The 16,140-nt window shown below is 74.7% G+C and carries 1 protein-coding gene; it reads right to left on the bottom strand.

From position 1 onward, the window contains the following. Positions 1 to 33: 33 nt before the first annotated feature. Positions 34 to 16,113 carry a type I polyketide synthase gene (locus G9272_RS38345; RefSeq protein WP_171400812.1) on the bottom strand — a complete coding sequence of 5,360 codons (16,080 nt, stop codon included), beginning with the start codon at positions 16,111 to 16,113 and terminating at the stop codon, positions 34 to 36. Positions 16,114 to 16,140 lie beyond the last annotated feature (27 nt).

Raw genomic sequence — 16,140 nt, 5'->3', positions numbered from 1 at the left:
TCGCGGCTCGTCCGCGGCGGCACCGACGCCGTCTCAGCCCGAGGTGCCCAGGACCCGCTGCACCAGGCTGCTGACGTCCATCGCGTCGATGAGGTCTTCCTCGTCGTCGTCCCCGGACGCCGCGACGGCCCCGGCATCCGCGCCGGCCGCCCCGCCGTCGTCGGCGAGGGCGAGCAGTGTCTCCAGCACCCCGGCCTCCCGGAACCGCTCCAGCGCGACGGTGGCGAGCACGCGCCTGAGGTCCTCGTCCCGGACGCCGAGGTCGTCCCCGGGGTCGCGCAGCAGTTCCTCCCGCAGGTAGCCGACGAGCGCCTCCGGGGTCGGATAGTCGAAGACCAGCGTGGACGGCAGCTTGAGCCCCGTCGCGGTGTGCAGCCCGTTGCGGAAGTTGACCGCGGCCAACGAGTCGAAACCGACCTCCTGGAATGCCTGGGCGGGGCCGATGGCGTCGGCGCCGCTGTGCCCGAGGACCGCCGCCGCCTGACCGCGCACGAGCCGCAGCAGGATGCGGTCCTGTTCGGCCTCCGTGACCGCACGCAAGGAGTCCACCAGAGAGTTGGTGGTCTCGCCGCCGTCGTCGGCCTCCGCCGCCCGCAGCACGTCCGCCGCTTCCGGCAGATCCGCGAACAGGGGGCTGGGCCGTACCGAGGTGAACGCCGGGATGAAGGCGGCCCAGTCCATGTCGACGACGGTGACGGCCTTTTCACCCGCCTCCACCGCCTGCGCCAACGCGGTGACCGCCGGCGCCGGGGCGATCGGCAGTACACCGCGGCGCCGCAACTGCGCCAGGGCCGCCTCGTCCATGCCCACCCCGACCTCGTCCAGCGCTCCCCAGGCGATGGAGGTCGCCGCGAGGCCCTGTCCCTGGCGCCACTCGACGAGGGCGTCGAGAGCGGCGTTGGCCGCGCCGGACGGGCTCTGGCCGCCACCGCCCCAGACACCGGCGATCGAGGAGAACACCACGAACGCGTCGAGCGGTGTGCCGGCGAACCGCTCGGCCAGCCAGACCGCCGGTTCCACCTTGGTCCCGAAGACCGCCGCGACGTCCGCCGCTCCCGTGTCGTCGAGAAGACTGGTCTGCGTGATGTCGGCGGCGTGCACCACGGCGGTGAGCGGCCGCTGCGGATCGGCGGACAGCAGCTCGGCGAGCCGCTCCGTGTCCCGCTGGGCGCAGAACTCCAACGCCGTTCCCGACTCGCCGAGTTCGGCACGCAGACGGTCCACGCAGTACTCGGGCGCACCGATGGTCGTGGTGACGACCAGCCTGGCGGCCCCGGCCCGCGCCAGCCACAGCGAGGCGTGTCGGCCGAGCCCTTCCGCGCCGCCGGTGACCAGGACCGTGCCGCGCGGCCGCCAGCCGGCGTCGGCGGACCCGGTCACGGGTTTGCGGACGAGCCGGCGGACGTAGACGCCGGAGCGCCGGATCGCCAGCTGGTCCTCGCCCGAGGTTCCGCCGAGCACACCCAGCAGGTGCTGCGCCGTCCGCGGCCCCATGCTCGCCGGCAGGTCGATCAGACCGCCCCACCGGTCGGGGCGTTCCAGCGCGACGACCCGGCCGAGTCCCCACAACGCCGCCTGGGCGGGCGCGTCGAGGGTGTCGCGGATGCCGATGTTCACCGCGCCCCGGGTCGCACACCACAGGGGCACGGTGACACCCGCGTCACCGAGCGCCTGGACGAGCGCGAGGGTCGACACCGTGAGCGCGGTCGGGTCCTGCGGGCCGGTGCCCGGGCGTCGGCCGAGGGCCAGCAGGGACAGCACACCGGACACCTCGCACCCGGCGAGAACGCCGGTGAGCCGCTCGGCGAGCGCGGACCGGTCCGCCTCCCCGGCCGTCAGCAGCATGTGGTCGAACCCGAACCCGGTCAGCGCGTCCAGTAGCTCGTCCGGCTGCGCGCCGTCCGGTACGACGACGAGCCACCGGCCGCCGGGGACTCCCACGGACTCCCGCTCCAGTGGTTTCCAGGTGACGGTGTAGCGCAGTTTCTCCGCGGTCGAGCGCTCACGCCTGCCCTTGCGCCAGTCGGTGAGGACGGGCACGAGCGTGCTCAGCGCCTCGCGCTGGTCGGTGGAGAGGGCCAGCAGCTCGCCGAGCGAGCCGATGTCCGTGTGTTCGACCGCCGTCCAGAAGTCGTCGTCCGCGCCCCCGGCCGCCCCGGCGTCGTGGTCGGGCTCCAGGCCTTCGCCCAGCCAGTAGTGCCGGCGCTCGAAGGCGTACGTCGGCAGGTCGGGTGCGGGGGTGACGCCGGTCGGCAGGACCGCGGCCCAGTCGACCGGCACACCGCCGGTGAAGAGCTGGGCGGCCGAGGCGAGCAGGCGCCCCAAGCCGCCGTCGTCGCGCCTGAGGCTGCCGCAGACGACCGGACGGTTGGGCCCGGCCGCGCCGTCGTCCGCCAGGTCGGTGACCGGCTGGACCAGCACCGGGTGGGCGCTGACCTCGACGAAGACGCCGTGCCGCAGCCGCAGCAGCTCCGCGACGGCCGGCCCGAACCCCACCGGTCGGCGCAGGTTGCGGTACCAGTACGCGCCGTCCAGGACCGAGTCGTCGGTGACCCAGTCGCCGGTCACCGTGGAGTAGAACGGCACCTGCGGTGCGCTCGCCTCGATGCCCGCGAGCGCCTGCGCCAGCACCTCCTCCAGGTCTTCGACGTGCCGGGTGTGCGAGGCGTAGTCCACCGGCACCCGTCGCACCCGGACCCCCTGCGCCGCCAGTGCGTCGAGGGCCTCGCCGAGCGCCTCCGTGTCCCCCGCGATCACCGCCGACGCGGGGCCGTTGACGGCGGCGATCTCCACCCGCCCGTCCCAGGGCAGCAGGCGGCGGCGCACCTCTTCCGCGTCCAGGGCCACCGAGGCCATCCCGCCGCGCCCGGACAGGGTGACCGCGATGGCCTGGCTGCGGACCGCGACGATCCGGGCGGCGGTCTCCAACGACAGCGCCCCGGCCACACAGGCCGCCGCGATCTCGCCCTGCGAATGACCCACGACGGCGTCGGGCAGCACGCCGGCCGCGGCCCACACTGCCGCCAGGCCGACCATCATCGCGAAACTCGCCGGCTGGACGACGTCGACGCGCTCCAGCGTCTCGGCGTCGGCGTCGCCCCGCAGGACGTCGATCAGGGACCAGTCGATCCAGGGGGCGAGGGCACGGGCGCACTCGGCGATCCGCCGCGCGAACACCGGCGAGGCGTCCAGCAGGTCCCGCCCCATGCCGGCCCATTGGGCCCCCTGGCCCGGGAAGACCAGGACGACCTTGCCCGGTGCGACCGCGGCGCTGCCGGTGACCACGTGGGACGCGCTCTCGCCCCGGGCCAGGGCCCCCAGACCGGCCAGGGTCTCCGTACGCGTCCCGGCCACGACGACGGCCCGCTCGGGGAGCGTCGCCCGCGCGGTCACCAGCGTCCGGGCGACAGCGGGGAGCGACGGACAAGCCGGGTCCCCCAGGAACGCGGCCATCCGGCCGGCCTGCGCGGCCAGCGAGCGGGGCGTCCTGGCCGACAGCACCAGCGGTAGCACGGGGGTCGGGGTGTCCGCGCCCTCCGGGGGCTCGGGTGCGGCGGGCCGGGCCTCCTCGGGGACGGGGTCGGCCTCCTCGAGGACCACGTGCGCGTTCGTACCGCTCGCCCCGAAGGCGGAGACGGCGGCGCGGCGCGGCCGGTCGCCGCGCGGCCACTCCTGCGCCTCGGTGAGGAGCCGCACCGCACCGGACGACCAGTCCACCTGCCGGGTGGGCTCTTCGACGTGCAGTGTGGGCGGCAGTACGCCGTGGCGCAGCGCCTGCACCATCTTGATCACGCCCGCGACGCCGGCCGCGGCCTGGGTGTGCCCGATGTTCGACTTCAAGGAGCCCAGCCACAACGGCCGTTCACGCTCCTGCCCGTACGTCGCCAGCAACGCCTGGGCCTCGATCGGGTCTCCGAGGGTGGTACCCGTCCCATGGGCCTCCACCACGTCCACATCCGCCGGCTCCAGACCCGAGACGGCCAGCGCCTGCCGGATCACCCGCTGCTGCGAAGGACCGTTCGGCGCCGTCAGCCCGTTCGAGGCACCGTCCGAGTTCACCGCGCTGCCGCGAACGACGGCGAGGACACGGTGGCCCTTCTCCCGGGCGACGGACAGCCGTTCCAGGACCACCACGCCCACGCCCTCGGACCAGCCGGTGCCGTCGGCCGTGGACGAGAAGGCCTTGCACCTGCCGTCCGCGGACAGTCCGCGCTGCCGGGAGAACTCCAGGAAGGCGTCCGGGCTCGCCATCACGGTCGCGCCGCCGGCGAGCGCCAGGGAGCACTCGCCCTGCCGCAGGGCCTGCGCGGCCAGATGGATCGCCACGAGCGACGAGGAGCAGGCGGTGTCGATGGTGACGGCCGGGCCCTCGAAGCCGAACACGTAGGAGACCCGCCCCGAGGCCACGCTGGAGGAGGTGCCGGTCATCACATAGCCCTGGGCTTCTTCGGGCACGCTGCGCAGGCGGGTGACGTAGTCGTGGTGGACGATCCCGGTGAAGACACCGACGTCCCGGCCACGGGCCGAGAGCGGGTCGATGCCCGCGTGCTCCAGCGCCTCCCAGGAGGTCTCCAGCAGCAGCCGCTGCTGCGGGTCCATCGCCAGCGCCTCGCGCGGGGAGATCCCGAACAGCCCGGCGTCGAACTGCGCGGCGTCGTGCAGGAATCCGCCCGCGCGGGTGTAGCTGGTCCCCGGGTGGGCCGGGTCCGGGTGGTAGAGCCCTTCGAGATCCCAGCCGCGGTCGATCGGGAACCCGGAGACGGCGTCGCGCCCGTCGGCGACCAGTCGCCACAGTTCCTCCGGGCTGTTCACGTCGCCGGGCAGCCGCGTGCTCATGCCGACGATCGCGATCGGCTCGTTCGCGTACGACGGTACGGCGACGGCGGACGAGGGCTTCTCCCCCAGCAGATACGCGGCCAGCGCCGCCGGGGTCGGGTGGTCGAACACCGCGGTCGCGGGGACCTGCACGCCGGAGAGGTCGTGGAGCCGACGGCTGAGCCGGACCCCGGTGAGGGAGTCGAAGCCGAGGCTCTTGAACGGCTGGTCCTCGTCGAACACCTCGTCGCCGCGGTAGCCGAGGACGACGGCGGTGCTCTCCCGGATCAGCTCCAGGAACGTCCGGCGCCGGTCCGCGTCGGAACGGCCGGTGACGATCACCGCGTCACCGGCGGGCTCGGCCTCCGGAAGGGCCCGCACCGCACCGCTCTCGCCCGGCGCGAGCTCGTCGAGCCAGTAGCGCCGGTGCTGGAAGGCGTAGGTGGGCAGCTCCGCGGCGAGCGTGCCGGTGGCCGGGCGGCCGAGGACCGCCGGCCAGTCGACGGGTACGCCCCGTGTGTGCAGCCCGGCCAGCGCGGTCAGTACGTCCGTCGTCGTGCCGTTCTCCCGCAGGGTCGGGAAGCAGCCCTCGGCCGGCACGTCGGGCGATTCCAGAGCCATGGCGACAAGGGCGCCGCCCGGGCCGAGTTCGGCGAAGGTGACCGCGCCCTGCGCGCACAGAGCGGTGACGGCAGCACCGAACCGCACCGGGGCCTCGACCTGTTCGACCCAGTGGTCCGGGGTGGCCAGCCGGCCGTCCGTGACGAGGGCGCCGGTCACGGTGGACACGACCGGCAGCTCGCCCGGCCGGTACGTCAGCCGTTCGACGACGGTACGGAACTCCTCGCGTATCGGCGCCATCAGCGGCGAGTGGAAGGCGTGACCGACCGGGAGCCGGCGGGTCTTGCGCCCGCGTGCGGCCAGCTCGCGGACGACGGGGAGCACGGCATCCTCCTCGCCGGACAGCACCAGCGAGCCGGGACTGTTGACGGCCGCGACGGCCACCGTGCCCGGTGCGCGCTCCAGCAGCGGGGCCGTCTCGGCCTCGGTGGCCTGGACGGCGGCCATGGCGCCACCCGGGGGCAGCCCCTGCATGAGCCGGCCGCGAGCCGCCACCAGTTCACCGGCCTCGGCCAGGCCGAGCACGCCGCTCACATGGGCCGCGGTGATCTCCCCGATGGAGTGTCCGGCGACGAGATCGGGGTGCACACCCCAGGAGGCGAACAGCCGGAACAGCGCGGTTTCCAGCGCGAACACGCACGCCTGGGTGTACATGGTCCGGTCGAGCAGCTCGCTCTCGGCGGAGCCGGGCTCACCGAACGCCACCTCGGCGAGAGGACGCGCGCCGAGGTCGCCCAGATGGCGTTCCACGGCCGCGCAGGCGTCGGTGAACGCCTCGGCGAACACCGGAAACGTCTCGGCCAGGACCCGGCCCATGCCGGCCCATTGGCTGCCCTGGCCGGTGAAGAGGAAGGCCAGCTTGCCATCGGCCGGGCTCCCCATGACGTCTGCGGCCGAGCCGTCCGCCAGCGCGCGCAGGCCGACGAGCAGCTGGTCCCGGTCACGGGCCAGCAGCACGGCACGGCGGTCGAGTTGGGCACGGCCGGTGGCGAGGGCCAGAGCCGTGTCCGGGAGGGTCACGTCCGGGCGGCCGGCCAGGAAGTCGGCGAGCAGGGCGGCCTGACCACGCAGCGCGGCAGGGGTACGCGCCGACAACGGCACCGGCACCCGGGCGGGGTCCGGCGCTTCGAGGGCGGACTCGGCCGGTCGGTGCGCCGGCAGCGGGGCGGACCGGCTGGATGCGCGGCCCGGCTCGGCGCCGGACTCCGCGGACACGGAGCCCGGATCGGGCGCGGGCGCGTCCGGTTCAGGGGCCTGTTCGAGGATGATGTGGGCGTTGGTGCCGCCGATGCCGAAGGACGACACACCGGCCCGGCGCGGGCGTCCGGTCTCCGGCCAGTCACGGGTCTCCGTCAGCAGCCGGACGCTACCCGCCGCCCAGTCGACGTGGGTCGAAGGACGGTCGACGTGCAGTGTGGGCGGCAGTACGCCGTGGCGCAGCGCCTGCACCATCTTGATCACGCCCGCGACGCCGGCCGCGGCCTGGGTGTGCCCGATGTTCGACTTCACGGAGCCCAGCCACAACGGCCGTTCACGCTCCTGCCCGTACGTCGCCAGCAACGCCTGGGCCTCGATCGGGTCTCCGAGGGTGGTACCCGTCCCATGGGCCTCCACCACGTCCACATCCGCCGGCTCCAGACCCGAGACGGCCAGCGCCTGCCGGATCACCCGCTGCTGCGAAGGACCGTTCGGCGCCGTCAGCCCGTTCGAGGCACCGTCCGAGTTCACCGCGCTGCCGCGAACGACGGCGAGCACCGGATGCCCGCGTCGCCGGGCCTGGGAGAGGGGTTCGAGGAGGAGGAGCCCGGCGCCCTCGGACCAGCCGGTGCCGTCGGCGGCGTCGGCGAACGCCTTGCAGCGCCCGTCGGGTGCGAGGCCGCGCTGCCGGGAGAACTCCACGAAGGTCTCGACGCTGCCCATCACCATCACACCGCCGACGAGCGCCATGGAGCACTCGCCGAGCCGCATCGCCTGCGTCGCCAGGTGCAGCGCCACCAGCGAGGAGGAGCACGCGGTGTCCACGGTGAGGGCGGGGCCGACCAGGCCGAGGTGGTAGGCGATCCGGCCGGAGAGGACACCGCCGGAGCTGCCGGTCAGGCGGAACCCCTCGACCTCGGCGGCCCGGTGCAGCCGTACCGACCAGTCGTGGCTGTTGATGCCCGCGAACACCCCGATGTCCTGGCCGGCCAGTCCGGTGGGGTCGATGCCGGCCCGCTCGAACGTCTCCCACGCCGTTTCGAGGAGCAGCCGCTGCTGCGGGTCCATCGCCAGCGCCTCGTTCGGCGAGATGCCGAAGAAGGCCGCGTCGAACCCGGCGGCGTCGTCCAGGAAGGCGCCGTGGCGGACGTAGGTGGTGCCGGGGTGGTCGGGGTCGGGGTGGAAGAGTCCGTCGGTGTCCCAGCCACGGTCCTCGGGGAACGATCCGACCGCGTCGATTCCCTCGGACACCACCCGCCACAGGTCCTCCGGACTCCGCACCCCGGCCGGGAAGCGGCACGCCATCGACACGACGGCGATCGGATCCGCCGCGGGCGATGTCTCCTGTCGCGCCGGGGCCGGAGGGCTTGTCGGCTCTCCCAGGAGTTCGGCCCGCAGGTGCTCGGCGAGCGCGACGGGCGTCGGATAGTCGAAGATCATCGCCGGTGACAGGGTGAGCCCGGTCTCCGAGGCCAGCCGGTTGCGCAGTTCCAGCGCGGTCAGCGAGTCGAACCCGGCGTCCTTGAACGTCCGGTCGGCGCCGACGGAACCGGGCCCGGTGTGGCCGAGGACCGCCGCGGCGTGCCGGCGTACCGATGCGAGGAGTGCGGCGGTCTGCTCGGCGGGCGGCAACCCGGTGAGTCGCCCGGTCGCGGTCGGCCGTACGTCCGTGACCACGGCGCGGGCGACCGGGCGGCGCTGCGGGACCAGGCCGCGCAGCAGGGCGGGGACCGGGACGTCGGCGGCCGCGAGGGCGGCCGGGGCGAGCTTCGCCGCGACGCACTGCGGCCCGGTCCGCAGCGCGGCATCGAACTGGGCCATGCCCTCGGCGTCGGAGAGACCGGACATGCCGACGGACTCGTTGCGCCGCAGGTCGGCGTGGCCCAGGTGCCGGGTCAGTCCGCTGGACCGGCTCCAGTAGCCCCAGGCGACGGACACCGCAGGCAGCCCGAGGTCGTTCCGCCGCGCGGCCAGCGCGTCCAGCGCGGCGTTGGCGGCGGCGTAGTTGCCCTGCCCGGGATTGCCGAGCACTCCGACGGCCGACGAGAAGAGCACGAAGGCGGCGAGGTCCAGATCCCGCGTCAGTTCGTCGAGGTGCAGCGCCGCGTCCAGCTTGGGACGGAACACGGCGTCGAGGCGGCTCGGGGTCAGCGCGGTGAGCACGCCGTCGTCGAGGACGCCGGCGCTGTGCACGACCGCGGTGAGCGGGTGCTCCGCCGGGACCGCGTCGATGAGTGCGGCCAGTTGGGTGCGGTCGGCGACGTCGACGGCGGTGACCGTGACGTTCGCGCCGAGCGCGGTCAGTTCGGCCGCCAGTTCGCCGGCCCCCTCCGCCGCGGGACCCCGCCGCCCGGCGAGCACGAGGTGCCGTACGCCGTGGCGGGTGACCAGGTGCCGCGCGGTCAGGGCGCCGAGGGTGCCGGTGCCTCCGGTGATCAGCACCGTGCCCGCCGGGTCCAGCGGGCGAGCGGCACCCGTGGTGGCCGGCCTGGCCAGCCGGGGCACCTCGGTGCGCCCGCCCCTGATCCGCAGCCAGGGTTCGGCGCCCGTCGCCACGGCGGGCGCCTGTGCCCGGCCCGCCTCGTCGGCCTCGACCAGCACGATCCGGCCCGGATGTTCCGACTGGGCCGAGCGCACCAGGCCGCCGACGGCGGCCGCGCCGAGATCGGTGCCGTCGGGGACCACGACGGCGAACCGGGTCGTATCGGCGCCCGGAGCCGCGACGAACGCCTGGAGCACGGCCAGCGCCGAGGCGACCGCCACCCGGGGCTCCCCGGGTTCCGCCTCGTACACCAGCAGATCCACGCCGGTCGCCGCGGTGACGTCGGCGGCCGTCACGACGTGCCGGACGCCGACGACGGCCGGCTCCTCGGGGCTCCATTCTCCCCACTCGACGGCGAAGAGATGGTCCGCCGGTCCGCCCTCGTCCTCGGTGACCGGCTCCGCTTCGAGGCCGTCGACGGTCATGACCGGCCGGCCCTCCGCGGTGACGAGTTCCAGGCCCGCTACCCGATGGCCGTCTCCGGCCGGCGTCGTGCTGCCCGACCGCACCCGCAGCGCGGACGCGCCGGAGGCCAGCAGCCGCACCCCGGTCCACCGCACGGCCCGGGTGTTCTCGGGCAGAGCGGTGCGGACGGCGGCATCCAGCAACGCGGGGTGGATGCCGTAGCGAGGAACGTCGCCCAGCGCGGATTCGGGCAGCGCGGCCTCGGCGGGAGCGCCGAGGCCGGGAAGGTCCGCGGCCTCGGAGGCGGGGGCCAGGACGCCGTGCGCGTGCCGTGTCCACGGCCCGTCCGGCGCGGCCGCCTCGGCACGGGAGTGCACTTCGACGGACCTGCGCCCGTCCGCACCGGCCTCGCCGACGACGACCTGGACGACGCGGCCGCCGTGGCGCGGCAGGGCCACCGGACGGTCGACGGTCAGCTCGTCGGCGACGGGTGTGCCGGTCTCGTCGCCGAGGCGTACGACCAGTTCGACGAGGGCGGCGTCGGGTACGACGACCGGGTCGCCGGTCGCGGACAGCCAGGGGTGCGGCGCGGCCGACCACCGGGCGGTGGCGACCGCGCCGCCCGGATGGGGCGTCCGGACCACCGCGCCCAGCAGCGGGTGCCCGGCGTCGGTGAGCCCCAGCGACGCCAGGTCTCCCGCGGGTGCCGCCCGAAGCCAGTAGTGCCGCCGGTCGAAGGCGTACGTCGGCAGCTCCACCCAGTCCGCGCCCGGGGCGGGCAGCAGGCCGGTCCAGTCCACCGCCACCCCGCGCACGAACAGTTCCGCCATCGAGGCCGCCAGCCTGAGCGGGCCGCCGTCGTCCCGGCGAAGCGACCCGGTGACCAACGCGGGCACGGCGGCCTCGTCCAGGATCTCCGTGACCGCCTGCACCAGCACCGGATGGGCGCTGACCTCCAGGAAGACGTCATGGCCCTGGTCCAGCAACCGACCGACGACGGGCCCGAACCGGACCTGTTGACGCAGGTTCCGCCACCAGTACTCGCCGTCGAGAACGCCTGCGTCGACGACCGGCTCACCGGTGACGGTCGAGTGGAAGGGCACCACCGGAGCCTTGGCGTCGAGCCCGCCCAGCGCCTCCTCCAGCGCATCGCGGATGTCCTCCACCTGCTCGCTGTGCGAGGCGTAGTCCACCGCGACCCGGCGCACCCGTACGCCCTCGTCGGCCAGCTCCGCCAGCGCCTCGTCCAGCGCGTCGGCCGCACCGGACACGACGACGGAGGCGGTACCGTTCACCGCCGCGACCGCCAGCCGGCCGCCCCAGGGCCGGATGCGTTCCGTCGCGGCGTCGGCGTCCAGCGCGACCCAGGCCATCCCGCCACGGCCGGACAGCCGCGCGGCGATGGCCCGGCTGCGCAGCGCAACCACCCGCAGCGCATCCTCCAGCGACAGGGCGCCGGCCACACAGGCCGCGGCCATCTCGCCCTGCGAGTGCCCGACGACCACGTCCGGGCGCACTCCCACCGACTCCCACACCGCCGCCAGCCCGACCATGACGGCGAAACTGGCGGGCTGCACGACGTCCACCCGCTGAAGCAGTTCCGGATCGGCGTCGCCGCGCAGGACGTCGAGCAGCGACCAGTCGGCCCAGCGTGCGAGCAGTCGCGCGCAGACGCCGACCCGCTCGGCGAACACCGGTGAGTGGGCGAGCAGTTCTCGCCCCATGCCGGTCCACTGCGAGCCCTGGCCGGGAAACACCATGACGACCCGGCGATGCGTGTCGGGCGCGGCGGCGGTCCCGCGCACCACAGCGGGGCTGCTCTCCCCCGCGGCCAGTGCCGCCAGCGCGGCCAGTGCCTCCGCCCGGCTGCGGGCCAGGACGACGGCCCGCTCCTCCATGGCGGCCCTGCGGGACACGAGAGCCGTGGCCACGTCCGCCCAGGAGTCGCCGGTGCTTTCGAGGAGGGAGGCCAGCCGTCGGGCCTGGCCGCGCAGCGCGCCCTCGCTGCGGGCGGAGAGCACCAGCGGCAGCACGGCGGGCGCCGCCGACGTCTCCTCCCTTGCCGACGGTGCCTCCTCGTGTGCCGCCGACGCCTCCGCACCGGCTGCCGGAGCCTCCTCGGGGACGGCCGGTGCTTCCTCCAGGATCACGTGGGCGTTGGTGCCGCTGAGCCCGAAGCTGGAGACTCCGGCACGGCGCGGCCGTCCGGTGTCCGGCCAGGGCCGGTTCTCGGTCAGCAGGGACACCGCGCCCGCCGACCAGTCGACCTTCGTCGTCGGCCCGTCGACATGGCGGGTGGCCGGCAGCACCGCGTGCCGCAGCGCCTGCACCATCTTGATCACACCGGCCGCCCCGGCCGCGGCCTGGGTGTGGCCGATGTTCGACTTCAACGACGCCAGCCACAGCGGAAGTCCCGGGTCGCGCCCCTGGCCGTACGTGGCCAGCAGCGCCCCGGCTTCGATGGGGTCCCCCAGCACCGTTCCCGTGCCATGGCCCTCGACGGCGTCGACGTCGGCGGCGGACAGGCCGGCCGCGGCCAGGGCCCGGTTGATGACCCGCTGCTGGGCGAGCCCGTTCGGCGCGGTCAGGCCGTTGGACGCGCCGTCCTGGTTCACCGCGGAGCCGCGCACCACCGCGAGCACACGGTGTCCGTGGCGCCGGGCGTCGGAGAGGCGTTCCAGCACCAGCACGCCGGCGCCTTCGGCCCATCCGGTGCCGTCCGCGGCCGAGGCGAACGACTTGCAGCGGCCGTCGCTCGCCAGCGCCCGCTGCCGGGAGAACTCGACGAAGGTCCGGGGGGTGGCCATGACCGTGACGCCTCCGGCCAGCGCCATGGCGCACTCCCCCGTACGCAGGGCCTGGGCTGCCAGATGGAGGGCGACCAGGGAGGAGGAGCACGCCGTGTCCACCGTGACCGCAGGCCCGGTGAACCCCAGCACGTAACTGACGCGCCCGGACGCCACGCTGGCCGCCCGGCCCGCGGTGGCGAACGCCTCGGCCGCCTCCGGTACGGAGCCGGAGGGGGCGTACTCCTGCTCCATCACCCCGGAGAAGACGCCCACGTCGGCACCCTTCAGGGTCGACGCGTCGATGCCGGAGTGCTCCAGCGCTTCCCACGAGGTCTCCAGCAGCAGTCGCTGCTGGGGATCCATGGCCAGTGCCTCCCGTGGCGAGATCCCGAAGAAGCCGGCGTCGAACTCCCCGGCATCGGGCAGGAATCCGCCCCGGTCGACGTACGAGGTGCCGAAGCGGCCGGGATCAGCGTCGAACAGGCTTTCGATGTTCCAGCCGCGGTCGGTGGGGAACCGGGACAGCGCGTCGCGCCCCTCGCAGACCAGGCGCCACAGCTCGTCGGGGCTGCTGACGCCACCGGGCAGGCGGCAGGCCATGCCGATGATCACCACCGGGTCGTCCGCCTCGACGGCCGGAACGGCCTCCGCGACCGGCCGGGGGCCGCCGAACACCTCGGCACGCAGGTGCTCGGCCAAGGCACGCGGGGTGGGGTGGTCGAAGGTGACGGTGGTGGGCAGCCACAGTCCGGTGCGCTCGGTCAGCCGGTTGCGCAGTTCCACCACGGCGACGGAGGTGAGGCCGAGGTCACGGAAGGCGCGGTCGGCCGTGGGGGCCTGCGGAGCGGACCCGGGCAGCACGACCGCGGTCAGCTCCATGACCAGCTGTTCCAACCGGGCGCGCCGGGACCGCTCGTCGAGACGGGCGAGCTCGTCGTGGAGGGCGGCCGTCACGGCGTCGTCGGGACGGCTCGGTGCAAAGACTTCGGGGAACACGGCCCGCAGCAGTGGCGGCACCGCGGCGCCGCCGGCCGGTCGACGCAGGTGCAGGCTGAGCAGGGACGAACGGTCCCCGGCGAGCAGGGTGTCCACGGCGGACAGCCCGCCGCGGACCCTGCGCGGATCAGCGGCCTCGTCCCGCGGCCAGGCGAGGAAGGACCCACCGTGGCGGCGGGCCACGGCTTCGGCGAGGACGGCGGAGACGAGCACGTCCGGATCGTCCGTCTCACCGGTCCCGTCCGGCGCGCCGGTGCCGCCGGGCGCGCCGGTGCCGCCGGGCGCGACCACTGGATCGGCCGGATCGGCGATCACCAGGAACGTCTGTCGATGGGGCTGCCCGGACGTGGCGGCGGCCAGGAAGGCTGCCGGAGCCAGGTCGCCGTCCGCATGGATCACAGCGGTCACCGGAGCGGCCACGCCGGCGATCGCGGCCCGCAAGGACCGTTCGTCACCGGACGACCACCGCACCTCCGCCCCGGCGACATCCGGATCGGATGTGCCCTCCTCGCCCACCAACAGCAGGTGCTGGACCTGATGGACGGCGGCCAGGTGGCGGACAACCGCCGCCCCGCGCGCCGAACCGGCGCCGGTCACCACGACGGTGCCCTTCGCGCCGGGCCAGGGCCGCCGCAGTCGATCGGACACCGGCACCCGCACCAGCCTCGGCGCGTACGGCACACCGGACCGCAGCGCCGGCCACGGCTCGTCCGCCCCGAGCGCCGACGTCAGTTCGGCCGGAACCGGCTCGCCGTCCGCAGCCAGATCGGCGACGACCAGCCGGTTCGGGTACCGCGTCTGGAGAGCGCGCGCGGCGGCCCGCAGTGCGGCCTGGGCCGGATCCGGCGCACTGTCCTCGGGGCGCGCCGCCACGGCGCCGCGGGTGAGGACGAGCAGGCGGCCCCCGCCGTGTTCGGGCCGGGCAAGCCAGTCGGCCAGCCGCTCGGCGAACCGCCGGGCGCCGGTGCGGGCCGCCGCCACGGAATCCTGCCCGGATTCCTCGGCCGACAGGAGCACGGTCACGTCCGCCGTGCCGTCGGCGCCGGCCAGGTCGGTGTGGTGGGCGGCGCCGCCCGGCCAGGCGGCGGCCAGTGCGGCGGCACCGGGGCCCACGATCGCCCAGGACGCGGGGCCTGCGCCGGACACCGGGGCGGAAGTCCGCACCCAGTCGACCTCGAACAAGTCGTCGTGGTGACCGCTCGCGGCGTACCGCAGTACGGCGGGCTGCTCGGCGAGCCCGCGCCGCGTGATCTTGCCGGAGGCGGTACGCGGGATCGCGGCGACCTCGTAGATCTCCTCGGGCACCTTGAAGGCGGCCAGCCGCGCGCGGCACAGCTCGACCAGCGCCGGGACGTCCAGGTCGTCGGAGGCCGGGACGACATAGGCGACCGGTACTTCTCCGAGCGTGTCGTGCGGCCTTCCGGTCACACCGGCGTCGGCCACGCCCCGGGCCGCGCGCAGCACCGTCTCGACCTCCTCGGGGTGGAGGTTCTCGCCGCCCCTGATCACGAGGTCCGACATGCGGCCGCAGACGGTGAAGTAGCCGTGCTCGTCGCGCCGGGCCAGGTCGCCGGTGCGGTACCAGCCGTCCCGCATCGCCGCGGCCGTCTCCTCGGGCCGGCCGTGGTAGCCGAGCATGACGTTCGGGCCACTGACCCAGACCTCGCCCTCACACCCGGTGGGGACGTCCGTGCCGGTGCCGGGATCGACGAGGCGGACCTCGACTCCGGGCACCGGCAGCCCGCAGGAACCGTCGACCCTCATGCCGTCGGGCGGGTTCATGGTGATCGCCCCGCACGTCTCCGTGCTGCCGTAGGCGTCCACCAGGGGCGTGCCGAAGCTCTCGCGGAACGCGCGGCACAGCCCGGAGTCGGCGACCGCCCCGCCGACCAGGCCGATCCGCAGGTCGGGCAGCGAGAACGGCTGCCGGCGGATCGCCTCGACCAGGTAGTGGTAGGTGGTGGGAACGCCGGCCAGGAAAGTCGACCGGTGGGCGCGCAGGGCCGCCAGGACGTCCTCCGCGGACGCGCCGTCCATGAGGTGGGCGCTCGCCCCGACCACGGTCACCGACAGCACGCACGCGATGTGGGAGAGGCTGTGGAACAACGGCAGCGGCCACAGCACCCGGTCCTCCTGCGAGAGTCCCGGTATCGGGACGTAGGAAGAGGCGACTGACCAGAGGCAGTTGCGCTGGGTGGACAGCACCCCCTTCGGCTTTCCGGTCGTCCCCGAGGTGTAGAACATCCACGCCGGGTGGTCCAGGCCGAGATCGTCCGGCGCGGGCGTCGCGGGCTCGGTGACCGCCAGTTCGTCGAAGGAACGGGTGCCCTCCGGCGCCGGGTTCGTGCCCGTCACCAGCACCGTGACGCCGGATGCCGGCGCAGACAGGCGGAGGAATTCCGGCGCGTGCACGGCGTCGGTGACGACCACGGCGGCACCGCTGTCCGCCAGCAGCCAGTCCAGCTCGGCTGCGGTGGAGGCCGGGTTGACCGGGACACCCACGCCGCCGGCCCGGACGACGGCGAGGTAACTCTCCACCATGGAGACGCAGTTGCGCAGGCAGATCGCCACCCGATCACCGCGCCGCACGCCGAGTCCGGCCAGATGGCCGGCCAGCCGCCCCGTCCGCTCCTCCAACTGATCGTAGGTGACCGCCCGTTGGACGTCCGAGAAGGCGACCTTGCCCGCGAAGCGGGCCGCGTTCCTCCTGAGGATGACGGGCAGGACTTCGATCAGGTCAGCACGCACGGATCGCACGTCCTTTCACGGAGCGGC

The organism is Streptomyces asoensis (assembly GCF_013085465.1).
Lineage (GTDB): Bacteria > Actinomycetota > Actinomycetes > Streptomycetales > Streptomycetaceae > Streptomyces > Streptomyces cacaoi_A.
This window is presented reverse-complemented; position numbering and strand designations above follow the sequence as displayed.